Here is a 22979-nt window from a genome sequence, read left to right on the forward strand (position 1 = left end):
CCTCGACCATGGACCCCGACATGACCCACGGAGGGCTTCCCGTCCAGGAGGAAACGATGGCGCGGCACACCCGGCTGGCGGGCGAGTCCGCGGAGTACCTCGCCGCACGCGAGGAACTCCGCGACGCCGAGATCGACCTCATGCGCCACCGCGAGAGGGTCGCGGCCCTGCGCAGGGCGCTTCCGCAGGGCGCCGCCGTCGACGACTACGTCTTTCTCGAGGGCCCCGCCGACCTCGACGCGGGCGACACGCCCGTCCGCGAGGTCAGGCTGAGCGAGCTGTTCACCGGCCCCGGCCGGCCGTTGATCGTCTACCACTTCATGTACGGCAAACGGCAGACCGACCCGTGTCCGATGTGCACCCTGTGGATCGACGGCTTCAACGGCGTCGCCCACCACGTCGCCCGGAACGCCGACCTCGTCGTCGTCGCGGCCGCCGACCCGCCCACCCTGCGCCGGCACGCCCGGGGCCGCGGCTGGTCCCGGCTGCGGCTGCTGAGCACCGGGGACAGCACCTTCAAGTACGACCTGGGAAGCGAGGACGAGGACGGGGTGCAGGACTCCACCGTCTCCGTCTTCACCCGGGACACGGACGGCACGGTCCACCACTTCTACTCCGCCCACCCGCGCATGTCCGAGGACATCGACCAGCGCGGCATCGACCTCCTCAACCCCGTCTGGCACCTCCTCGACCTGACACCGGGCGGCCGCGGCGACTGGTTCGCGGGCCTGGACTACTGATCGCCGGTGCCTGCCGGGACCGGCGTGAACTCCACGGGCAGGGTGCGCAGGCCCCGCATGATGAGCCCGCCGCGCCACCGCAGGTCGGCCGGATCGACGGCGAGCCGCAGGTCGGGCAGGCGGGTGAGCAGGGTGGCGAGGGCGGTCTGGCCCTCCAGCCGGGCGAGCGGCGCGCCGAGGCAGTAGTGGATGCCGTGGCCGTATCCGAGGTGCTGGTTGTCGCGGCGGGCGAGGTCCAGCACATCCGGGTCGGCGAACCGCTCCGGGTCCCGGTCCGCCGCCGCGAGCACCACGAGCACCGGGTCCCCCGGCGCGATGTGCTGTCCGCCGATGCTGAGCGGCTCGGTGGCGAACCGCCAGGTGGCCAGCTCCACCGGGCCGTCGTAGCGCAGGAGTTCCTCCACTCCGGTCTCCAGCAGGTCCCTTTCCTTCCGGGCCAGGGAGTCCTGGAGGCGCTCGCGCTGCCCGGGGTGGGTGAGCAGGGCGTAGGTGCCGTTGCCGATGAGGTTGACGGTGGTCTCGAAGCCGGCGAACAGCAGGATGAAGGCCATCGCCGCAGCCTCGTTCTCCGTGAGGTGCTCGCCGTGGTCCGAGGCGCGGATGAGGCCGGAGATGAGGTCCTCGCCGGGCGCGGGCTCGGCGGGCAGCGCCTCGCGCTTCTTGTGGATCAGCTCGGCGAGGTAGCCGCGCATCTTCTTCACGGACCGGGCGACCCCGCCCCGCGGGCCACCACCGTGGCGGATCATCATGCCCGCCCAGTCCCGGAAGTCGTCCTGGTCCTCGCGCGGGACGCCGAGCAGGTCGCAGATGGCGTAGATGGGCAGCGGGAAGGCGAACTCGTGGATGAGGTCGGCGGAGCCCTTCGCCGCGAACCGGTCGATGAGGTGGTCGGTCAGCTCCTGCACCCGGGGCGCGAACTCGGCGACCCGGCGCGGGGTGAACGCCTTGCTGACCAGCCGGCGCAGCCGGGTGTGGTCCGGCGGGTCGATGTTCAGCAGATGGGTCATCAGCTCGGCCTTGCGCTCGCCGGGGATGCCCGTCTTGCCCTTGGCGTGCGCGGGCTCGTCGTGATGCGCCGGGTTCTTGCTCAGCCGCTGGTCGGCGAGGGCCTGCTTGGCATCGGCGTACCGGGTGACCAGCCAGGCCTCGACACCGCTGGGCAACCGCGTCCGGTGCACCGGCGCATGCACGCGCAGCCAGGCGTAGGCGGGGTACGGGTCGGTGGCGAACTCCCAGGTGAACAGGGCGGGGGCGGAGTCCGGGGCCGGGCCGGGGGCGGACTGGGGGTGGGGCTGGTCGGTCACTCCTCGACGGTATCCGGATCCGGGTGGGCCTCCACGTCCCGGTGGGCCTCCGCGTCCCGGTGGCCGCCGGGGGCCGCGCCTATCGCCTCGGGGGCGACTCCCTCCGCCTCCCGGATGGCGTCCCGGTACGCACGCGCCGCCGCGCGCAGGGCCGCCTCCGGGTCCACGCCCTCCGCCTCGGCGCGGGCCGCCAGGGCCAGCAGTTGGTAGCCGATGCCCTCGCCCTGCGGGAGCGGCACGTCCAGGCCCGCCGTGCGCGCGCGGGAGGCGAGCTTGGCGGCGAGGGCCAGGCCGGGCTGGCCGAGCGGGACACCCTCGGTGACCGAGGTGCGCCGCTTCTCCTCGGCCTTGGTGCGCAGCCAGTGCGCCTTGACGTCCTCCGGTGTCTCGGCCTTCTCGTCGCCGAAGACATGCGGGTGGCGGTGGACGAGCTTGGCGACGATGCCGCCGGCCACGTCGTCGACGGAGAACGGCGTCTCCGGGTGCTCCTCGGCGATCCGGGAGTGGAAGACGACCTGGAGCAGGACGTCTCCCAGCTCCTCGCGCAGCTCCTCGCGGTCGCCGGCCTCGATCGCCTCGACCAGTTCGTACGACTCCTCGATGGCGTACTTGGCCAGGCCCTCATGGGTCCGCTGGGAGGACCAGGGGCACTCGGCGCGGATGCGGTCCATGACCTGCACGAGGTCCAGCAGCCGGGCACCGGGCAGGTCGTAGGAGGCCGGGAGCAGTTCCAGCTCGGGCATGGCGACGCGACCGGAGCCGGCCAGCCGGGCCAGGCCGTCGGTGAGCGCGGGCTCCCCCTCACCGGTGGCCACGACCACCACCGTCCGCCCGCCCGTGCAGGCGTCGACGAGCTCCTGCGCGGTGGGGGACGCCTCCTCGACCGCTATGCCGGCCTCGCGCAGATACGGCAGCTGCGGATGCGCTCCGTCCGCGCACAGCACGGCGTCCGCGGTGCGCAGGGCCTGCCAGGCGGGCCAGGACAGCAGGCCGGGCGCGACGCGGTGGCTGGTGGTGAGCAGGACGATGCGACCGGGGCCGGCGGCGGGGACGAGATCGGGGCTGGATGCGTTCACGATCCGAACGTAACCCACGGCGGCGGGAAGCGGATTCGGTTGTCCACAGGGCGGGGACGAACGTGTGATCGTATGACCGGGCCTGCTCGGCTGCCCGAGCCGGCCCGGCTGCCCGCCGTACCGTTCCGGCGCCCTGACCGGCCCCTCGCTACGCCGTCACCGGCTGCCCGCCCGACGCCGTCGTGACCTCCCGCACCCAGGGTGTCCTGGCGTCCACGCGGCTGCTCTTCTGCACGTCCCAGGTGCCGTAGCGCGGGTTGAGGTCGATGTGGAGTTCCTGGGACGCCTTCGACAGCGCCTTCCAGAAGGCGGGCTGGCTGGTGTCGGTGCCGAGTTGCCGGGCCAGCTTCTGCGCCTCCAGCTGGAGCCGGAGGTTGTCGTTCAGGCGGGCGGGCGCGATGCCGTACTTCTGCAGCCAGGCGGTCTGCAGCCCCTTGGCGCCGCCGGCCTGCTGCTCCAGCCCGGTGCGCATCTGCTGGACCTCCTCGCGGCTGACCGTGATGCCCGCGTCCCGCGCGGCGCGGTGCAGCACCCGGTCGAGGACCATGTTGTGCAGGGTGTCCCGGGTGAGGCTGCTGGTGGAGGCGAGGACCTGCTGGTACTGGGTCTCGTCCGGCACCGCGGCCCGCTGCGCCCTGCGGACCTCGTTGACCCGGCTCTCCAGCTGGGCGACGGTGATCCGCTGCCCTCCCACGACGGCCGCGGCGCCCGGGTGCGCATCGTTTCCGCAGGCGGTCAGCAGGGGTGCCGCGGCGGCGATCGCGGCGGTGAGGACGAGCGCGGTGCGACGGCGGCGGTGCAAGGAAGCCTCCCGAGGAGATTGTGCGACGGTGCACAAAGTCTTGCGGTGATCGATGGTAGGCAGCGCCTCAGCTCAGGCCAACCCATTCGACCAACGATTCACCAGGACTTCGGGCACCGCCGCACCGGCGGAACGCCCCCATGTGACGGCCGCACGCCCCACAGCAGGGCGGGCACGAGGGACGGCAGAGGGCTTGTCCCGCGCGGCGACCGGCCTCAGCCGACGATGGCGACGGGCCCGTCCCACGCGTCACGGTCCACGGTGATCGTGTAGCCGTTGCGCGTCTCCTTGCTGTTCACCATGTACTGGTGACCACGACTGTGATCGGTGAACTGGGTGGAGCCCCACGGCCAGTCCGTGGTGGTGGTGTACTGCTTGTCCCACAGCGCGTACCAGAGGTTGCCCGGCAGGTCCGTCTTGTCGCCGGCGGTGGCGATCGCCTTGGCGCTGGAGCTGGTGAAGCCGTAGAAGCCGGTGCGGTAGATCTTGGCGCGCAGTTCCTTGTCGAAGGCCCGCACGTACGTCAGCACGGCGTTGTTGCACGACGTGTTGGTGACGTCGTACGGCTCCATGTCGAGGAAGACCGGGCTGCCGGCCTTCATGCCGAGCCCGGACGCCTTGGCCGCCGCGTCGTCCGCATCGGTCTTGCCGAGGGAGGCTGCGGTGGTGGCGGTGAGTTTCTCCGGGTTGGAGCCGGACTGGCAGGGCGGCTGGGCGCCGACGTAGATCGGGATGAGCTTCCAGCCGGTGGAGTCGACCGACTTCACCCAGGAGGCGGTGAGGTTGGGCTGGCTGCAGCCTCGGTTCCTGCCGCCGATGTAGACCGCCGCCGCCCCGTAGAAGCCGGTGTGCCAGGCCTTCATCGCCGACAGCGAGGGCGCGGCGCAGGTGTCGAACGCGTGGCCGGTGAACGTCTTCTGCGCCGGCCAGGTGGTGGCGGCCATGGAGGTCTGCGCGGCGATTCCGGCGCCGGCGACCACGGCTGCTCCGGCCACCGCCCACGTGATGAATCTGCGCTTCTTCGACTGCCGATGGCCGGCCATGGAATCCACCCCTGTCGTACGTGCCTGGCAAAGAGAAGCGCAACCTATCCGGCGCCGATCAAGCCTTCGGGAAACCCAATCCCCTGACGATCACAAAGTTCTGCCAGGGAACGGCAAAGAACTATCCGCGCACCTGCCCGAGCCACTGCAGGGTGCGCCGGATCTCCATGGCCATCGGATAGCCGGGGCCGTGCAGCCGCTCGACGTCCATCAGCAGCCGGGCGAGGGTGTCGTGGGCGGACGGCCGGTCGCCGAGGGCGAGCAGGAGATGGCCGATGCGCCGGCGGACGTCGTGGGCGAGCTGCGGGTCGCCGGAGACGTACTGGTTCTCGTAGTACGGCAGCAGCGCGCGGTACTCGGCGAGGGCCGCCGCCGGCTGGCCCAGCTGCTCCAGGCACTGCGCGGCCTCGTAGCGGTAGCGCAGGGACTGCGGGTCGGCCTGGCCGGCCTCGGCGGCGCGTTCGTCGGCGAGGCGGCGCAGTTCGGGCAGCGCGCGCCGGTACTGGCCGTCGTCCATGAGCGTGGCCGCGTACTGCTTGCGCAGGGTGCGCACGACCGGGGAGTGCTCGCCGTGCTGCTCGGCGGCGGCGGGCAGGATCGCGCCCAGGATGTCCACGGCCTGGGTGATGCGCCCCTCCCCGAGCAGGCGCTTGACCTCGTCGACGGCGGCGGCGACATCGGGCTTCCCGGCCACCTGCGGGGCCGGCGCAACGGGGGCGGGCTGGGGCGCGGGGGTCCGCGCTCGGTCCGGCCAGGGGGCGTGTGGGCGCAGGAAGGGGCGCGTGGGATCCAAGGGCGCCCCGGTGGGCGTCCCGCGCGCAGGCAGGAGCGCCGCCAGGTCCTCGTACACCTCCTGCGCGGACGCCGGCCGGTGCTGCGGGTCCTTGGCGAGCAACCGCAGCACGAGCGTCTCCAGCGCCTCGGGGACCTCGGGGCGGATACGCCGCACGGGCAGCGGGGGCTCGTACAGGTGCCGGTGCAGCACCCCGAGCGCCGTGGAGCCCGCGAACGGCACGTCGCCGCTGAGCAGTTCGTGCATCAGCACACCGAGCGCGTACAGGTCGGTGTACGGGCCGACCGCGCCGCCCATCGCCTGCTCCGGCGCCATGTACGCGGGCGAGCCGATCGGGGAGCCGGTGTGGGTCAGGCGGGTGGTGTCCGTGTCCATCACCGAGGCCACGCCCAGGTCGAGCACGGTGACCGTGCCGTCCTGCTTCACCATCACGTTGCGCGGCTTGAGGTCGCGGTGCACGATCGGCACCGCGTGCACGGCGCTCAGCACGGCGCACAGCTGCGCGGCCACCGCGACCGCCCACTGCCACGGGTACGGGTCGTGCTCGGCGAGATGGTCGGACAGGTCGGCGCCGTCGACGTACTGCATGACGAGGAACAGTTCCTCGCCCTCACTGCCCGCGTCGTGCACGGTCACCAGGCTTGGGTGGTCCACCTGCGCGGTCACCCGGCACTCGCGCATGAACCGGCGGCGCAGCTCGTCCGCCTCCTGGCCCGCCACCTTGTCGGGGCGCAGCAGCTTGACCGCCACGCGCCGGTCGAGCCGCCGGTCGTACGCCGTCCACACCTGGCCCATGCCGCCCTGACCGATGAGCGTGGACAGTTCGTACCGGCCGGCGACCACACGTCCTGCCGCCCCGCTCACCTTCCGCCCTCGTGACCGTCGTGCCGCCCGTCGTGCGGGCCGTCGTGCCGGCCGTCGTGCTGGCGCAGGTAGTCGCTCAGCTCGTCCAGTTCGGCGCGGACCTGCTCGATGTGGGTGGGCGCCGGGCGCTGGGGCGGTGCGGGGACGTGCGGCTGGGGCGCGGGTATGTGGGGCATCGGGGGCGCGACGTACGGGGGTTGCGGCGTGCTCGGCCTGCTCGGCGCGCTCGTAGCGGTGAACGGCGAGGCGGGCTGGGGGTACCTGTAGCCCGGACCCAACGGCACCTGCCTGGCGTGAGCCTGGCGGAGCCGATGGAAGTGGCCTATGTCCGCGTAGAGGTAGTAGGCGACGCAGGCGACGGCGTTCAGTAGCAACATGCTCATGCCCAGCGAGCCGTTCGCCGAGCTGAAGTCGTCGGTGTGGTCGGTGCTGAAGAGCGCGAAGCAGATACCGAGGACGGTCACGGAGGCGCCGAAGAACCACCACTCGGCGGGCCTGCGGGTCACGATGGCCGCGCGCAGCGGCGCCACCCACGCCAGGAATCCGATGCTGAGGAGCGCCACCGCCACGAAGATCACGCGCAACACGACCAGCACCCCGGTCGAGGGTGGCTGCGGCGGAGGCGGCGCGTAGCCGGGGCCTTGCATGGCTGCTCCTGGAGGCCTGATGCGTGCGGACGTGTGTGCTGAGTCCGAGCGTATAGGCCGCCGAGGACAGCCGGTCCCGGGTGTACCGAACCGTTGCCGCGCTCCGCATCCTCAGTCCGGTGCCACCGTCCCGTCCGTCAGCCCGTCGTACGTCCCGCGCACGAGTTGTTCCCCGAGCCGGCTCGCGTGGCGCAGTGCCCGCTCGAACTCGTCGAGTGCGCGGAAGCGCGCGCCGTAGCGCCGCTGTTCGTCCAGCGGGAGCCGGGGCAGCTGCAGACGGCGCACGTCCAGGCGGGTCGCGGTGGAGGCGTAGCTGCTGGCCTGCCGGTTGTTGGCGGTGCCGCGCAGGAACCCGGCGAGGAACCACGGGTCGAGCGCCGTGCGATCGGGGCGCAGCAGCACGAGGTTGCGCCCGAGGGCGGCGCCCCCCGTCGCGTCGTCGATCACGCGGGCCATCGAGCCGCCGCCCATCACCGGTACGACGACGTCGCCCGGCTCGGTCAGCACCGCCTCCTCCTCGCTCTCCGGAAGCGTCCCGGAGGGCGCCGTGCCGGCGAGCACGTCGTGGTCGGTGAGCACGGTCACGCGCGCGTGACCGCCGTTTCCGCCGGTGCGCATCATCAGCGCGCCCCCGCGCGCGAGTTCACCGATGGTGGTGAGCGGCCAGCGCCCGCCCGGCGCGGGGGCGGCGGGCGGCGGCGTGAGCTCGGCGGTCAGGCGCAGGGTCTCACCGAGGCGCTCGCGCACCGCCGTGAGCTGCTCCGCGCCGTCGGCCACGGCCGCCGGCGGCAGATGGCGGGCGGGGGCGAGGTCGACGTCGTCGTCGAGGAGTTCGATGACCGGCACGGAACGCGCGAGCCCCGGCCGCTCCGCCAACCGCCCCCCGCGCTCGAAGGCGCGCCAGGCGTCCAGGACGGTCTCGCGCACCGCCGGCCAGTCCGGGCCGCCGCGCCCCTCCCCGGCGAACCTCCCGGTGTCCACGAGCAGCACCTCGGGCGACGCCGGCGTCCGGTCGGGCCGGCGCAGCACCCACACGTGCAGCGGGATGCTGTACGGCGGTGCCGCCCCGACCGGCAGCGCGACCACGGCCCGGAGCGCGCCCCGGCGCAGCAGGTCGGCGCGGATCCGGCGCCCGGAACGACGGGAGGCGGCGGCCGGCGGCATCAGCAGGACCGCCGTACCGCCGTCGGCCAGCCGGGCGAGCGCGTGCTGCACCCAGGCCAGTTCGGACTCGGTGCGGGCCGGGAAGCCGTACTCCCAGCGGGGGTCGTAGGCGAGTTCGTCGTGGCCCCAGTTGCGCTCGTTGAACGGCGGATGGCACAGCACCGCGTCGGCGCGCAGCTCGGGGTGGGCGTCGGCGCGCAGGGTGTCACCGACGGCACCGCGCACGTCGGCCCGGGAGTGCAGCGCGAGCCGCAGCGCGGTGAGCGCGGCCAGGTCGGGTGCGCTGTCCTGGGCGTAGAGCTCCTGGTCGGGGCGGGTGTCGACGGCTCGCAGCAGGGCGCCGGTGCCGCAGGCGGGGTCCAGCACGGTACGGGCGGGGCCGGCCAGGTCGGCCATGAGACCGGCGAGTTCGGCGGGGGTGAGCGTGTACTGGCGGGGGTTGGCGTCCAGGTGCCGGCCGACCAGGAACTCGAAGGCCTGCCGCGCCCCGATCTCGGCGGCCAGTTCGGCCGCGCCGCGCAGGAGCGGGGCGGAAAGGAGGAGCTGCGGGCCGGTGGGGGTGCGGAGGGCGGGGGTTTGCGGGGCGGGGGTGCCTGGGGTGGCCGTGGGGGTGCCCGCGGTGGTTGTGGGGGTGGCGTCAACGGCGGCGGGGTTGTGAACGACTGGTGGGGTGTTCACAGGCTGGCTGGGCGGTGAGGAGTTCACACCGGATGTCGTGAGCGCCGGATTCACACCGCGCCCCGACGCATCCGCGTTCACACCGGGTGCCGCGGAGCCTGCGTTCACGCCTCCCACCTCGCCGGACGTGTTCACAGCAGAACCCGCGCCCGCGGACCGCCGGCCGTGCGCCGCCCGCCCCGGCACGCTGCCGAAACGCGCTGTGAGCACCTGCTCCAGCGCGCCCGGCAGCATCGCGGCGAGGCGCGCGTCGGAGCCGGCGCTCGCGTCGAGCCAGACGGTGGGGCGCTCGTGGATCAGCAGCAGGGCACAGCCCGCGCGCACCAGGGCGGTCAGCGGGCCCTCGGGATGTCCCACGAGCTGTTGCCAGACGCGTTCACGCAGCGGGACCTCGGCGAGTTTGCCCTGCTTGCGCAGCCAGGCCTCGACCTCGGCGAGCGCGAAGGAGGGACTGGTCTCGGTGCCGCCGACCGGCTTGGGGAAATCGGCGTGCCGGCGGCGCCAGTTGCTGACGGCGGCCCGGCCCACTCCGGCGAGCCGGGCGATTCCGGCCGCGGTCACCTCTGTCGCGTTGTCCTGCACCGGCCCCGCTCCCCTCGTCCCGTGTGACGCCGAGCATACCGGCGTACACAAGATCCATGCATTCACGGCGTGTACTCATCTGATTCCGTGAACCGTGTTGACTCGGTTCACAGCCTCTGTTCTTATTGATCCAGCGAACGAGCGGCCACCGGAGGGGGAGGCCGCCGCTTTGGGGAGGGATTCGCCATGGGCATCAAGGCCAAGGTCTCGCTGGGCGCCGTCGTGGGGGTCGCGGTCATCGCTGCCGTGTCGGCGAACGCCGGCAGCAAGGGCAAGGACGGCGGTTCCGGCGGCAGCGACAAGGGCTCGTCCGCCTCCGCCGAGCACACCCCCGGCGGCGCGAAGGGCAAGAAGGACTCGGGGGCCGGCCAGGCGGCCGGGAAGAAGAAGGCCGCCATCGCCGGCGACGGCGAGTACCAGGTCGGCTCGGACGTGAAGCCGGGCACGTACCGCACGACCGGCAACTCCGACGACATGTGCTACTGGGAGCGCGCCAAGAACGCCAAGGGTGAAACGGACTCGCTGCTGGCCAACGACAACGTCACCGGCACGAGTTACGTGACCATCAAGCCCACCGACAAGATCTTCAAGTCCAGCGGCTGCAAGGACTGGGAGGCCGTCGACCCGAAGGCGAAGGGCACGCCCGCCTCCTCGGTGGACGGCGACGGCGGCATGTACAAGGTCGGCGCGGACATCGCGCCGGGCACCTACAAGTCGACCGGGAACACCGCCGACGACAACTGCTACTGGGAGCGCACCAAGGACGCCGAGCACGGCCTGAACTCGCTCATCGCCAACGACAACGTGACCGGCACGGCCGTCGTCACCATCAGCCCGGGCGACGCCTACTTCAAGACCACGGGCTGCGGCGAATGGAAGAAGGCGGGCTGAGCCGGCCCTTCCCACCGCCGCTCACCCCACATCGCCACCGCCGCTCACCCCCCACATCGCTCACCGCACCTGTCCCACCGGCTCCGGCTGCCCGGGCGCCGCCCCGCGCGGCCGGACCCGGTTCCGGGCCCCGTACGGCATGCCGTACACACTTCCCCCGTCACACCACCTGCTGAAGGACTGTCATGCGTCTCTCCCCCCGTGCCGCCACCCTGCTCGCCGTCGCGGCGCTCCCGCTGGCCCTCACCGCCTGCTCCGCCGGCTCCTCCTCCGGCACCGGTGGCGCGGGCGCCAAGCCGGCCGAGGCGAAGGACCTGAACACCGGTCTGCCCACCGGTACGCGGTTGAAGGGCGCGCTGGCACCCGCGCCGGCCTTCCCCGCCGGGCTCAAGCTGGAGTCCGACGGCTCCGCGGACACCGGCAGCCAGTTCCTCTCGCCGTCCGCCCGGCGCACCGCGAAGCCGGACTGCACCAGGCTGGGGGGCACGTCCTGGATCCAGGTGACCGGCTACAAGGGGGGCGTGTCGTTCGCGCAGAACGACTACGCGAACCACGACAAGACCCAGGAGGTCGCCCAGGAGATAGACGCGTTCCAGGGCACCACCGCGAGCTCGGTGCTGAAGCAGCTGCAGACCGTCGCCGGCGAGTGCGGCACGTTCACGGACACCGACACGCACGCCACGGTGAAGGTCACGGGCAAGTCCACGTCCGGGCTCGGGGACGAGGCCTACACGATGACGCTGACGAGCGGCGCCTGGCAGAACGGCACCACGCTGATCGCGGCCCGCTCCGGCAACTCCTTGGTCACCGTGCTGTCCACGGCGGGCACCGACAACGGCGCCGCGTCCGCGAAGAAGGTGACGACGACGGTCCTCGCGGCGCTGAAGAAGGGGTGAAGCCGGGCGGCCAGGCCTGACCACCGGCTCTCCAGTCCCACGACCGTTCCGTCCCTGTGAAGGATGCACATGCGTCCGACGTCCCGCCTCGTCGGCCGGGCGGCCGCCGAGGAAGCCGCCGTACGGGGCCGCGGCGTACCCGCGACCTCGCTGCGGGCCGCGCTCGCCCTCGGCCTGCTGATCGGGTTCTATCTGCTGGCCGTGCTCATCCTCGTCGCACTGGCGGTCCTGGACGTCGTCCTGGCCCGGGGCCCGGGCTTCACGGTCATGGCTCTGGAGGGCTACCTGGGCTCACTGGCGATCGCCTGGTGCGTGGTGCGCGTCGTGCTGCTCAGCCGTGACCGCGGGGATCGGCGGGACGGGCCTTCCGGTCTGCCGCTGACGCCGCGGGAGCAGCCGGAGCTGTGGCGGCGCGTGCATGACCTGGCCGAGCGGGTGGGCACTCGGCCGCCCGCGGAGATACGGGTGATCCCGGGAGCCGGTGCCATGGTTCAGGAGGACGCCCGGTGGCTCGGGCTGGTGGCGGGCGAACGCCGGCTCTTCCTCGGCGTGGCGCTGCTGATCGGCCTGCCGGAGGACGAGCTGGACGCCGTACTCGCGCACGAGCTGGGGCACTACGCGCACGACGACACCCGGCTGGGCGGTCTGCTGTGGGCACTGCGCAGCAGGTTGCTGGACACCGTGCGCACGTTGCGGCACCGGGCCGCCGTCGATGAGGCCGGGCAGAAGGCGACGTTCGCGGCACGGGCCGCCCGGCGCCGGGCGGCCGGCGAGCCGCCACCGGTGAAGCGGGACCCCACACGGGGCCCGGACCACTATCTGGCCATCGTCTTCTCCGCGTACGCCAGGCTGTGCCTGCGCCTGACCGAGGCCGTCAGCCGCCGGCAGGAGTACGCGGCCGATCTGGTGGCCGCCCGGATCGCCGGACGGGACACCACGGCCGCCGCACTGCGCCGCATCCCCGTGCTGGAAGCCGCCGACGACCTCTACTTGAACGGTTACGCCCTGCTGGGCTGGGAAGCCGGGCTGCTGCCGCCGGAGGGGCAGTTCTACGGTGGGCTCGCCCTCCTCATCGCGGACGGCACACGCCGGGCGGAACTGAAAGCGCTGGCCGAGGGGCCGCTCCCGGAGGAGGTGCCCCAGGAGAGGTCTCCCTACGACACCCACCCGCCCACGGCCGACCGCATCGCGGCACTGGAGGCACTCCCCGACGACGGACGCACCCCGGCGTTCGCACGCCGCCCCGCTTCCGCACTGCTCCGGGCGCCCGACAGCCTCCTCGCCGAGCTGGAGCGGGTCGTACTGAGCCCACAGGCGCTGGCCCGGCGGCGGGTGCCCTGGGCCGAACTGCCCTCGCAGACCCGGCGTGCGGGCTGGGCGCGCGGAGCGGAGCCGTTGCTGGGGGCCATGGCCCAGGTGTCCGGTGCGAGGGGCTTCGCCCCACCCGGAGTCCCACACCTCGCCCACCTCCTGGCCCTGCTCGACCACGGCCTGCTGTTCGACATCGCCGACCGGTTGCCCAAGTCGGAGGAGGCGGGCCGGAGCAGTGGACGTGCGTCGCGCGAGTTCGCCCGGACGGCTTTGCGCTCGGCCCTGCGCCAACTGGCCCTGCTCACCGCGCTGGACGCGGGGCTGTGCCGGTGGGAGCTGTGCTGGGCGGGCCCCCCGGCGCGCCAGGTGGCACCCGACGGGCTCGCCGAGGCACTGGAGGAGGCACTGGACCACGCGGTCGCCGATCCACCCCGCACAGGACCGCTGCGCGCTCTGCTGTTCGGCGGCGCAGGTTCCCCGTTCGACGGCATGGCACCCCCGCCCCCCACGTCGGCCTGGCCCCCGCCCCACGCCCCGTCCTGACAGCCTTCGCTGCCCTGTTCCGACAGCCTCAACGGTCGCCTCTTCCTGCGGCCCCGACCCGAAAAGACCCGGTATGAACATCCTGATCGACATAGCCGGCGCCGGCGCCCTCGTCTACGCGGCCGTCACCATCCCCCGCAATGCCCGCAAGGCGCGCGCCGCTCGGGCCGAGGCGAAGGCCAAGGCGCCGGTCAACATCGATCCCGCCAAGTACGGGCTGGTGCCCGCCGCGCAGCTCGACACCCGTTCCGCGGGTCCCGATCCGGAGGCGGACGCGGTCGCGGCGGCCGCTCTCGCCGGTGACTGGCGGCAGGCCGCCGTGTACCTGGCCGGGGCGGGCCGCGACTGGGACCTGCGGTGGTACCGGCTGGGCATCCTCGCGCGCGCCGCCGCCGAGGACGACTCCTGGCTCAGGGCGTGGAGGACCGAGTACCCCGACGACCCGTCCGCCGCGCTCGTGCACGCCGACGCGCTCGTCTCCCTCGCGGGCAAGGTCCGCGGTGCGAAGCAGGCGAAGCACACCACGGCCGAGCAGTTCGAGGGCTTCCACCGGCTGCTGGCCGAGGCGCTGCCCGCCTGCCGGGAGGCCGCCCGGATGGCGCCCGAGGACCCGTGCCCCTGGATCGCGCAGATCACCATCGCCCTGGGGCTCGGCTGGCCGCACGACGACTTCCGTGCACTGTGGGCGGAGATCACCGCACGCGATCCGCACCACTTCGGCGCGCATGTCAGCGCCTTGCAGTACTGGTGCGCCAAGTGGCGCGGTTCCCACGAGCTGATGTACGCGTTCGCCGAGCAGGCCGCGGCCTCCGCTCCGCAGGGCAGCCTGTTGCCCGTGATCTATCTGTACGCGCTGATGGAGCACGCGTTCCGGGACCCCAAGGCGCCCGTGTACAACCAGCCGTTCGTGCAGCCGGCCGTGGACGCCACCCTGGACGCCGTGGACCGGACGCCGGCCGGGCACCACCGGCTTCCGCTGGTCCGGCACCTGCTGGCGGACACCCTGTTCCAGACGAAGCGGTACGCGGACGCCGTCGAGCAGTTCCGCGCGGTCGGCGGATACGTCGGCAGCGTGCCGTGGACGTACTCCGGCAACCCGGTCAGGGCCTTCGTCTTCGCCCGTACCAACACCTTCGTCTCCTGGGAGAAGGCGGGCCGCCCCGCCCCCGCGCCACGCAGCCACGTCACCGGGAGCTGACGAACACCGGAGGCGGGCCCGGCAGGCGGCGCGCACCCGGCCCGGTAACGGATTTCGCCGGGTCAGCGGGCGCGGAAGCGCTCCGGTGCCGTGGTGGGGTTGCCGCCCGTGGGGAGTTTCTGCTGGGGGCAACCGGAGAGGACCTTCTTCATGGCGGCCTTCTCGGCGGCGGTGACCCACAGGCCGTACTTCTTCTTCACCGCGACCTGGTCGGCCACATACGTGCAGCGGTACTTCGTGTTGGGCGGCAGCCAGGTGGCCGCGTCGCCGTCACCCTTGCCGCGGTTGGTGCTCGCGTCGACCGCGATGAGGTTGAGGGGGTCGTTGGCCAGCGCTATGCGCTTGTTCGGGTCCCAGTACTTGGCGCCCTTCTGCCAGGCGTCGGAGAGCGGGACGACATGGTCGATGTCGACCTGGCTGCTGCCGCGCCGGTAGGTGATCTCCTTGCCGGAGTAGGGGTCGGGCTCCAGCAGCCCGTAGGAGACCTTGCAGGTGCCGCCGGTGAACTTCACGGCCTTCAGGTCTCGTTTGAGTATGTCGTCCCGGGTGTCGCAGGAGTTGGAGTCGGTGTCCGCCCAGGCGGTGCCGAACCGGGCCCGGGAGTAACCGGTCTTCGGCGCGCGGCCCTTGACGGCCAGTGAGTCGACGGCGGCCAGGACCACGCCGTTGCCGCCGCCCCGGGACCCGGAGGATCCCGTGCTCTGCCCGGACTTGCAGCCGGTCACGGCGACCAGCACGGCCACGGCGGTGACCGCCCCACCCCTCAGACGCGCCACAATGCGTCCCCCCTCACTCGCCCGGGTCCGCCCGTCGGACAGGGGCGGAATCGTTCCGTCCCTTACGGTAACCGCCGCGCGCCCGACGCCCGATAAGGACTCAAGGGGCACTCCCGGGCAATCCGTCGACGAGTTGGGGCAGAGGGCGCCCGGCAGGGGGAGTACGGCGAGCGAGCGCGTACGCCCGCTCACCTCGTGCCTCCGTGGAGCGTGGCCCGGTGCGGCCCATCGCCCCCGCCTACGAGCTCTACGCCGCCTACGACCCCAGGATCGAGGCCAGGAACTCGCCCACCCAGCCCAGCAGTTCGCGGCCGACCAGCGGCTTGCCGCCGACCTTCGCGGTCTTCGGGCGCGGGACCAGCACCTGGTGGACGGCCGGCTTGATGACCGTGCCCGGGTAGAGGCGCTTGACCCGCAGTTCCTGCGACTCGCGCAACTCCACCGGCGCGAAGCGGACGTTGGTGCCCTGGAGCACGATCTCGCCGACGCCGCACGCGCGCGCGAGCATCCTGAGGCCGGCCACCAGCAGCAGGTTCTCCACCGGTTCGGGCAGCTTGCCGTAGCGGTCCGTGAGTTCCTCGCGGACGGCCTTGATGTCCTCCTCGCTGTTGGCGGAGGCGATGGCCCGGTAGGCCTGGAGGCGCAGGCGCTCGCCGGGCGCGTAGTCGTGCGGGACGTGCGCGTCGACGGGCAGCTCGATCTTGACCTCGAGCGGCGGCTCCTCCTCGATCTCGCCGGTCTCCAGCTGGCGCCGGTAGTCCGCGACCGCCTCCCCGACCATGCGGACGTACAGGTCGAAGCCGACGCCCGCGATGTGCCCGGACTGCTCGCCGCCGAGCAGGTTGCCCGCGCCACGGATCTCCAGGTCCTTCATCGCCACGTACATGCCCGCGCCCATCTCCGTGTGCTGGGCGATGGTCGCAAGCCGTTCGTGCGCGGTCTCGGTCAGCGGCTTCTCCGGCGGGTACAGGAAGTACGCATAGCCGCGCTCCCTGCCCCGGCCGACACGGCCGCGCAGCTGGTGCAGCTGGGACAGGCCGAAGGTGTCGCCGCGCTCCACGATGAGCGTGTTGGCGTTGGAGATGTCGATGCCGGACTCGACGATCGTGGTGGAGACGAGGACGTCGAACTTCTTCTCCCAGAAGTCGACGACGACCTGCTCCAGCGCCGACTCCGACATCTGGCCGTGGGCCGTCGCGATGCGTGCCTCGGGGACGATCTCGCGCAGCCTCGCCGCCGCGCGGTCGATGGACTCGACGCGGTTGTGGATGTAGAAGACCTGGCCCTCGCGCAGCAGTTCACGGCGGATGGCGGCGCCGATCTGCCTCTCCTCGTACGGCCCGACGAAGGTGAGCACCGGGTGCCGCTCCTCCGGGGGCGTGGTGATCGTGGACATCTCGCGGATGCCGGTCACGGCCATTTCGAGGGTCCGGGGGATCGGGGTCGCGGACATCGTCAGCACGTCGACATTCGCGCGGAGCTTCTTCAGCTGCTCCTTGTGCTCGACGCCGAAGCGCTGCTCCTCGTCGACGATGACCAGGCCCAGGTCCTTGAACCTGGTCTCGGCGGAGAACAGCCGGTGGGTGCCGATCACGACGTCCACCGCGCCCTCCTTCAGCCCCTCCAGGACGGCCTTGGCCTCGGTGTCGGTCTGGAAGCGGGACAGCGCCTTCACGCTCACCGGGAACTGCGCGTACCGCTCGGAGAACGTCCCGAAGTGCTGCTGCACCAGCAGGGTCGTCGGTACGAGGACGGCGACCTGCTTTCCGTCCTGTACGGCCTTGAAGGCGGCCCGCACCGCGATCTCGGTCTTGCCGTAGCCGACGTCGCCGCAGATCAGGCGGTCCATGGGGACGGACTTCTCCATGTCCTCCTTGACCTCGGCGATGGTGGTGAGCTGGTCCGGGGTCTCGGCGTAGGGGAAGGCGTCCTCCAGCTCGCGCTGCCAGGGCGTGTCGATGCCGAAGGAGTGGCCGGGGGCGGCCATGCGGGCACTGTAGAGCTTGATCAGGTCGGCGGCGATCTCCTTGACCGCCTTCTTCGCGCGGGCCTTGGTCTTCGTCCAGTCGGCGCCGCCGAGCCGGTGCAGGGTGGGTGCCTCGCCACCGACGTACTTGGTGATCTGTTCCAGCTGGTCGGTCGGGATGTAGAGACGGTCGCCGGGCTGGCCGCGCTTGGCGGGCGCGTACTCCACGACCAGGTACTCGCGGGTGGCGCCCTGCACCGTGCGCTGCACCATCTCGATGTAGCGGCCGACGCCGTGCTGTTCGTGGACGATGTAGTCGCCCGCCTCCAGGGTGAGCGGGTCGATCGTCTTGCGGCGGCGGGCCGGCATCCGGGCGCCCTCGCGGCCGGTCGCGCGCTGGCCGGACAGGTCGGTCTCGGTGAGCACGGCGAGCTTGAGCGCCGGGTCCACGAAGCCGTACTCGATCGAGCCGCAGGAGACGTGCACGACCGACGGGCTCAGCTCGCCGAGGTCAGCGTCCAGGCGGGCGGCGATGCCCTCGCCGCCGAGCACCTCGGCCGTGCGGGCGGCCGGGCCGTGGCCCTCGGTGACGTACACCGCGCGCCAGCCGTCGGCGAGCCAGCCCTTGGTGTCGGCGAGGGCCCGCGCGGTGTCGCCGCGGTAGGTCTCGGGCGCGTGCATGCCGAGCTTGAGGGTGTCCGCGTCCAGTTCCTCGTCGGCGGCGAAGGGGGACACCGACCACCACATCATGTCCAGCTCGCGCGCTCGGTCGCGGACATCGGCGATGGACCACAGGGAGGCGGCGCCGACGTCGATCGGGGCTTCGCCCCCGCCGGCGGTGGCCGCCCAGGAGGCCTGCAGGAACTCCTGGGAGGTGGCGACGAGGTCGGCGGCACGCGTGCGCACCCGCTCCGGGTCGCAGACCACGGCCATCGCGCCCTTGGGGAGGACGTCGAGGAGCAGTTCCATGTCGTCGACCAGGACGGGGGCCAGGGACTCCATGCCCTCGACCGCGATGCCCTCGGCGATCTTGTTCAGGAGTTCGCCCAGCTCCGGGTGCTCCTCGGCGAGGGCACGCGCGCGTGCGCGGACGTCGTCGGTGAGCAGCAGTTCGCGGCACGGCGGGGCCCACAGGCCGTGCTCGGCGACTTCGAGGGAGCGCTGGTCGGCGACCTTGAAGTAGCGGATCTCCTCGACGTCGTCGCCCCAGAACTCGACGCGCAGGGGGTGTTCCTCGGTGGGCGGGAAGACGTCCAGGATGCCGCCGCGTACGGCGAACTCGCCGCGCTTCTCGACGAGCTCCACGCGCGCGTAGGCGGCGGCCGCGAGGGCTTCCACGACGTCGTTCAGGTCGGCGGTCCGGCCGGTCCTCAGGGACACCGGCTCCAGGTCGCCGAGGCCCTTGACCTGCGGCTGCAGCACGGAACGCACGGGCGCGACGACGACGGAGACGGGGCCGGTCTCGGGGTCGTCGGGGCTGGGGTGGGCCAGGCGCCGCAGGACGGCGAGACGGCGGCCGACGGTGTCGCTGCGCGGGCTGAGCCGCTCGTGCGGGAGGGTCTCCCAGGAGGGGTACTCCACGACGCCCTCGGCGGGCAGCAGGGAGCGCAGGGCCGCCGCCAGGTCCTCGGCCTCGCGGCCGGTCGCGGTGACCGCGAGCACCGGACGGCCGGCCTCGCGGGCCAGGGCGGCGACCGTGAAGGGGCGGGCCGCCGGGGGGCCGACGAGGTCGATGTGCATGCGGTTGCCGTCCGCGGCCGCCGTGATCGCTTCCGCGAGGGCGGGGTCCTTGACGACGGCGTCGAGCAGGCCGTGCAGGCTCATGGGGGCTTTTTCCGTCCAGGGGTGGGCAACGCAAGTAGCCCGGTGCGGGTGGCAGCCGGGGGTGTCCAGCGTACGACTCCGTCGGGGGTGGCGTCGGAGCCTGTGGACAACTCCGCGTCCTCGTGCCCGGTGCTGCTGTGGGCCATCCAGGGAGCTGCGCCCACCCGGACCCCCGTGGATTCCGGCTCGGTCGGACGCAAAAGGACCCGGTGCCGGAGAGCCCCAGGACTCCCCGGCACCGGGTCTTCCCCCGCAACCCCCGTATGCGGTGGTCCTGACGTCGGCCCAGCCCGCGCGGCTAGTCCGTCGCGATCGCGTTCAGCACATTCATCCGGCCCGCCCGGAACGCCGGGACCAGCGCGGCGAACAGGCCCACGAAGGCCGAGCCGATGAAGACCGTGATGATCGTCGGCCAGGGGATGTCGAGAACCTTCAGGCCCTGCAGCGCCAGGAGCTTCTGGGCGGTCGCGCCCCAGCCCATGCCCAGGCCGAGGCCGAGCAGGGCGCCGAAGACGGCGATCACCACGGACTCCAGGCGGATCATGCGGCGCAGCTGGCGGCGGGAGAGGCCGATGGCCCGCATGAGGCCGATCTCCCGGGTCCGCTCGACCACCGACAGGGCCAGGGTGTTCACGACACCCAGGACGGCGACGATGATCGCGAGCGCGAGCAGGCCGTAGATCATGTTCAGCAGCTGGCCGATCTGGTCCTTCAGCGCCTTCTTGTAGTCGGTCTGGTCGCGCACGGTCAGCTCCGGATACCTGTGCAGCGCGGTCTTCAGCGCCTTGTAGGCGGCGGCCTGCTGTCCGTCCTTGGCGGAGGCGAAGACCAGCTCGTCCAGCGGCATCCTGTCGGCGGGGATGTACTTGGCCATGGTGGCCAGGGAGGTGTACATCGCGCCCTTGTCGATGACGGTGTCGTCGCTGGTGATCGCGCGCACCGTCAGGTGGGCCGTGGAGCCGTCCCGGAAGGCCACGGAGATCTTGGAGCCCAGGTGGATGCCGTGGTCCTCGGCGAACTTCTGGTGCACCGACATCGAGTCGGGCCGGTAGGCGTCCTTGAGGTCACCGGCGACCGTCTTGGTGCGCAGGTCGGTCGCGTAGGTCGGGTCCGCGCCCGTGATGGCGGTGTCCTTGAGTTTCCTGCCGTCCGGGGTGGTGAAGTCGGCCTGGGTGGGCCGGTACTCGGTGACCCGCGCGAGGCCCGGGGCGGACTTGACGGCCTGAACCTCCTGCGGCTTGATCAGCTGCTGGTTGTCGGGCGAGATGATGAAGTCCGTCCCGACGGTCTTGTCGAGCTGGTCGGTGGCCGAGGCCACCATGGAGGAGCCGACCACCGACAGGCAGGCCACCAGGGCCAGGCCGATCATCAGGGCCGCACCGGTGGCGCCGGTGCGGCGCGGGTTGCGCAGCGCGTTGCGCTCGGCCATGCGGCCCACCGGGCCGAAGATCCGCAGCATGACCGCGCCGAGGACCCGGACCAGTCCGGCGGCGAGCAGCGGGCCGATGACGACGAAGCCGATCAGCGTGGCGACCACGCCCAGGCCCAGCCAGCCCGAGCCTGCCTTGGCCTTGTCGGCGGTCGCGGCGACGTACAGGCTCCAGCCGCCGGCGGCGGTGAGGACCAGCCCGATCACGGCGCGGACGGCGCCGGCCTTGGCGTCGGCCGGAGCGCCGGCGTCGCGCAGGGCGGCCATCGGGGAGACCTTGCCGGCCCGCCGGGCGGGCAGGTAGGCGGCCAGGACGGTGACCACGACACCGAGGAGCAGGCCGACGGCGGGGGTCGTCCAGGCGACGGTCAGGTCGTCGGTGGACAGATGCATGCCCATCCTGCCCATGAGCTTCATCAGGCCGACCGCGATGCCGACGCCCGCGCCGACGCCGAGCACGGAGCCGATCACGCCTAGCAGCAGCGCCTCGATCAGCACGGACCGGTTGACCTGCTTGCGGGAAGAGCCGATGGCGCGCATCAGGCCGATCTCGCGGGTGCGCTGGGCGACCAGCATGGAGAAGGTGTTGATGATCAGGAAGATGCCGACGAGGAAGGCGATTCCGGCGAAGCCGAGCATCGCGTACTTCATGACGTTCAGGAAGCTCTCGACGCTCTTCTGGTTGGCGTCGGCGACCTCCTTGGCCGTCTGCACCCTGTAGCCGTGGCCGAGGGCGGCCGTGACGTTCTTCTTCAGCTGGTCGTTCGTCACGCCCTGGGCGGCGGTGACGTTGACGTTGGTGTAGACGCCGGTCCTGCCGATCAGGGTCTGCTGGGCGGTCTTGGTGTCCAGGTAGAAGATCGCGGCGCCGGGGTTGGTGACCTTGAAGGCGGCGATGCCGGACACGCGCGCGTGGTGCGTGCCCACGACCGAGATCATGCCGATGTCGTCACCGAGCTTCAGGTGGTGCTTGGCGGCGGTGTCCTCGTCGACCATGACCTGGTCCGGGCCCTGGGGCGCCGCACCGGAGGTGATCTTCATGGTGCGGGCGTCGTTGCCGTTCCAGCTGCCGACGATGGTCGGGGCGCCGCTGCTGGGCGAGAGCTTGTCCTTCTTGGCGTCGACGACGGTGACCGAGGTGGAGAACACCGTGCCCTCGGCCTTCCGCACGCCCTGGGCGCCGCGGACCTCGCCGACCACGGAGGCCGGCATGACCGGCGGCTTGCCGGTGCGGGAGGTGGTCTGCCCGGTGTCGGAGGAGCCCTTCGCGCTGACCGTCACGTCCGAGGCCGTGGCCTGGAACAGCTTGTCGAAGGTGGTGTTCATCGTGTCGGTGAAGACAAGGGTGCCGCTGACGAAGGCCACCGACAGCAGGACCGCGATCGCGGAGAGCGCCATCCGGCCCTTGTGCGCGAAGAAGTTGCGCAGCGAGGTCTTCATGACGGTCATGACGTGCGCCCCCGGGCGTCGAAGTCCTTCATGCGGTCCAGGACCTGATCGGCCGTCGGCTGGTGCATCTCGTCGACGATCCGGCCGTCGGCGAGGTAGAGCACGCGGTCGGCGTAGGAGGCGGCGACGGGGTCGTGGGTGACCATCACGATGGTCTGGCCGAGTTCGTCCACCGAGCGGCGCAGGAAGCCGAGGACCTCGGCGCCGGCGCGCGAGTCGAGGTTTCCGGTCGGCTCGTCCCCGAAGATGATCTCCGGGCGGGCGGCGAGGGCGCGGGCCACGGCGACGCGCTGCTGCTGGCCGCCGGAGAGCTGGGCCGGCCGGTGCCTGAGCCGGCCGGCGAGCCCGACGGTCTCCACGACGCGGTCCAGCCAGGCCTTGTCCGGCTTGCGCCCGGCGATGTCCATGGGCAGCGTGATGTTCTCGATGGCGTTCAGCGTCGGCAGCAGGTTGAAGGCCTGGAAGATGAACCCGATCCGGTCCCGGCGCAGTTGAGTGAGCTTCTTGTCCTTCAGCCCGGTGATCTCGGTCTCGTCCAGGTAGATCTTGCCGCTGGTGACGGTGTCGAGCCCGGCGAGGCAGTGCATGAGCGTGGACTTGCCGGACCCCGAGGGGCCCATGATGGCGGTGAACTGGCCCCGCGCGATGTCCACGTCCACGTGGTCGAGGGCGACGACACGGGTCTCGCCGGACCCGTACGCCTTGACGACCTGCCGCGCCCGCGCGGCAACGGCCGTAGGCCCTCCAGTGCCCCCGTGCCTGGGAATGGTCACAGCCGATGTCACGGTATGTCTCCTATATCGGTTGGCAAATCGGTGAGTTGTGCCCCGGCGTGCTCCGGCTTGCCAGGGCGTCGTCTTGAGTACGTCGTCGAGTCTCGCGGCCGGCGGGCTGTGGCGCGCTGGTGCGAAGCCCCCTCTTTCCCGGGGGAAAACCCCACCCCGCCGGTGCGGTCGGCCGCCCCCCAGCGGCGTAAAGCCAGGTTAAGGACCGGGCCCCGCCC

16 protein-coding genes are annotated in these 22979 nt (G+C 72.2%); 5 read left to right on the top strand and 11 right to left on the bottom strand.

Annotated elements, in window-relative coordinates:
- The first annotated feature begins 56 nt into the window (after positions 1–56).
- A complete protein-coding gene (locus ACFYOH_RS30370; protein WP_388632004.1) occupies positions 57–740 on the top strand; it encodes a DUF899 family protein in 684 nt (227 codons plus the stop codon).
- On the opposite strand, the gene ACFYOH_RS30375 is transcribed toward ACFYOH_RS30370, so the two are convergent.
- From ACFYOH_RS30375 to ACFYOH_RS30405, 7 genes are all read right to left on the bottom strand, one after another.
- Positions 734–2044, bottom strand: coding sequence for a cytochrome P450 (locus tag ACFYOH_RS30375; protein WP_388632007.1), 1311 nt, complete (start codon positions 2042–2044; stop codon positions 734–736). The genes ACFYOH_RS30370 and ACFYOH_RS30375 overlap by 7 nt on opposite strands.
- Entirely contained in the window at positions 2041–3120 is a 1080-nt protein-coding gene (locus ACFYOH_RS30380; RefSeq protein ID WP_388632010.1) for a nucleoside triphosphate pyrophosphohydrolase, read from the bottom strand. Before ACFYOH_RS30380 ends, ACFYOH_RS30375 begins: the two co-directional genes overlap by 4 nt.
- Before the next feature lie 148 nt (positions 3121–3268).
- Positions 3269–3922, bottom strand: coding sequence for a SurA N-terminal domain-containing protein (locus tag ACFYOH_RS30385; RefSeq protein WP_388632013.1), 654 nt, complete (start codon positions 3920–3922; stop codon positions 3269–3271).
- Positions 3923–4137: 215 nt separating this feature from the next.
- On the bottom strand, positions 4138–4965 hold the full coding sequence (locus ACFYOH_RS30390; protein ID WP_388632015.1) for a glycoside hydrolase domain-containing protein: 828 nt from the start codon (positions 4963–4965) through the stop codon (positions 4138–4140).
- A gap of 121 nt (positions 4966–5086) precedes the next feature.
- The gene (locus ACFYOH_RS30395; protein ID WP_388632365.1) at positions 5087–6601 is read right to left on the bottom strand and encodes a protein kinase; all 1515 of its coding nucleotides are present in this window, start codon (positions 6599–6601) and stop codon (positions 5087–5089) included.
- A gap of 17 nt (positions 6602–6618) precedes the next feature.
- The gene (locus ACFYOH_RS30400; protein ID WP_388632018.1) at positions 6619–7269 is read right to left on the bottom strand and encodes a hypothetical protein; all 651 of its coding nucleotides are present in this window, start codon (positions 7267–7269) and stop codon (positions 6619–6621) included.
- A gap of 111 nt (positions 7270–7380) precedes the next feature.
- The gene (locus tag ACFYOH_RS30405) at positions 7381–9693 is read right to left on the bottom strand and encodes an N-6 DNA methylase (RefSeq protein WP_388632021.1); all 2313 of its coding nucleotides are present in this window, start codon (positions 9691–9693) and stop codon (positions 7381–7383) included.
- A gap of 186 nt (positions 9694–9879) precedes the next feature.
- Between ACFYOH_RS30405 and ACFYOH_RS30410 the strand changes: the two genes are divergently transcribed.
- From ACFYOH_RS30410 to ACFYOH_RS30425, 4 genes are all read left to right on the top strand, one after another.
- The gene (locus ACFYOH_RS30410; protein ID WP_388632024.1) at positions 9880–10584 is read left to right on the top strand and encodes a hypothetical protein; all 705 of its coding nucleotides are present in this window, start codon (positions 9880–9882) and stop codon (positions 10582–10584) included.
- 185 nt (positions 10585–10769) lie between these two features.
- On the top strand, positions 10770–11480 hold the full coding sequence (locus tag ACFYOH_RS30415) for a hypothetical protein (RefSeq protein ID WP_388632026.1): 711 nt from the start codon (positions 10770–10772) through the stop codon (positions 11478–11480).
- 69 nt (positions 11481–11549) lie between these two features.
- Positions 11550–13334 carry a M48 family metallopeptidase gene (locus ACFYOH_RS30420; protein WP_388632029.1) on the top strand — a complete coding sequence of 595 codons (1785 nt, stop codon included), beginning with the start codon at positions 11550–11552 and terminating at the stop codon, positions 13332–13334.
- Positions 13335–13407: 73 nt separating this feature from the next.
- Positions 13408–14532: a hypothetical protein gene (locus ACFYOH_RS30425; protein ID WP_388632032.1), complete on the top strand. Its 1125-nt coding sequence runs from the start codon at positions 13408–13410 to the stop codon at positions 14530–14532.
- A 62-nt stretch (positions 14533–14594) separates the two neighbouring features.
- On the opposite strand, the gene ACFYOH_RS30430 is transcribed toward ACFYOH_RS30425, so the two are convergent.
- From ACFYOH_RS30430 to ACFYOH_RS30445, 4 genes are all read right to left on the bottom strand, one after another.
- Positions 14595–15308: an HNH endonuclease family protein gene (locus ACFYOH_RS30430; protein ID WP_388632034.1), complete on the bottom strand. Its 714-nt coding sequence runs from the start codon at positions 15306–15308 to the stop codon at positions 14595–14597.
- 256 nt (positions 15309–15564) lie between these two features.
- Positions 15565–19098, bottom strand: coding sequence for a transcription-repair coupling factor (mfd, locus tag ACFYOH_RS30435; protein ID WP_388632037.1), 3534 nt, complete (start codon positions 19096–19098; stop codon positions 15565–15567).
- Between the two features lie 298 nt (positions 19099–19396).
- A complete protein-coding gene (locus ACFYOH_RS30440; protein WP_388632039.1) occupies positions 19397–21976 on the bottom strand; it encodes an ABC transporter permease in 2580 nt (859 codons plus the stop codon).
- Complete coding sequence (locus tag ACFYOH_RS30445; protein ID WP_388632042.1) at positions 21973–22761, bottom strand: ABC transporter ATP-binding protein; 789 nt, start codon at positions 22759–22761, stop codon at positions 21973–21975. The genes ACFYOH_RS30440 and ACFYOH_RS30445 overlap by 4 nt, the downstream gene beginning before the upstream one ends.
- Between the last annotated feature and the right edge of the window lie 218 nt (positions 22762–22979).

This window comes from Streptomyces sp. NPDC007856 (assembly GCF_042868225.1).
Lineage (GTDB): Bacteria > Actinomycetota > Actinomycetes > Streptomycetales > Streptomycetaceae > Streptomyces.

Excerpts from the sequence above, each read along its gene's own strand:
- ACFYOH_RS30370 (WP_388632004.1), top strand. The coding sequence starts at position 57 with ATGGCGCGGCACACCCGGCTGGCGGGCGAGTCCGCGGAGTACCTCGCC.
- ACFYOH_RS30415 (WP_388632026.1), top strand. The coding sequence starts at position 10,770 with ATGCGTCTCTCCCCCCGTGCCGCCACCCTGCTCGCCGTCGCGGCGCTC.
- ACFYOH_RS30400 (WP_388632018.1), bottom strand. The coding sequence starts at position 7,269 with ATGCAAGGCCCCGGCTACGCGCCGCCTCCGCCGCAGCCACCCTCGACC.
- ACFYOH_RS30440 (WP_388632039.1), bottom strand. The coding sequence starts at position 21,976 with ATGACCGTCATGAAGACCTCGCTGCGCAACTTCTTCGCGCACAAGGGC.
- ACFYOH_RS30390 (WP_388632015.1), bottom strand. The coding sequence starts at position 4,965 with ATGGCCGGCCATCGGCAGTCGAAGAAGCGCAGATTCATCACGTGGGCG.
- ACFYOH_RS30425 (WP_388632032.1), top strand. The coding sequence starts at position 13,408 with ATGAACATCCTGATCGACATAGCCGGCGCCGGCGCCCTCGTCTACGCG.
- ACFYOH_RS30410 (WP_388632024.1), top strand. The coding sequence starts at position 9,880 with ATGGGCATCAAGGCCAAGGTCTCGCTGGGCGCCGTCGTGGGGGTCGCG.
- mfd (WP_388632037.1), bottom strand. The coding sequence starts at position 19,098 with ATGAGCCTGCACGGCCTGCTCGACGCCGTCGTCAAGGACCCCGCCCTC.
- ACFYOH_RS30420 (WP_388632029.1), top strand. The coding sequence starts at position 11,550 with ATGCGTCCGACGTCCCGCCTCGTCGGCCGGGCGGCCGCCGAGGAAGCC.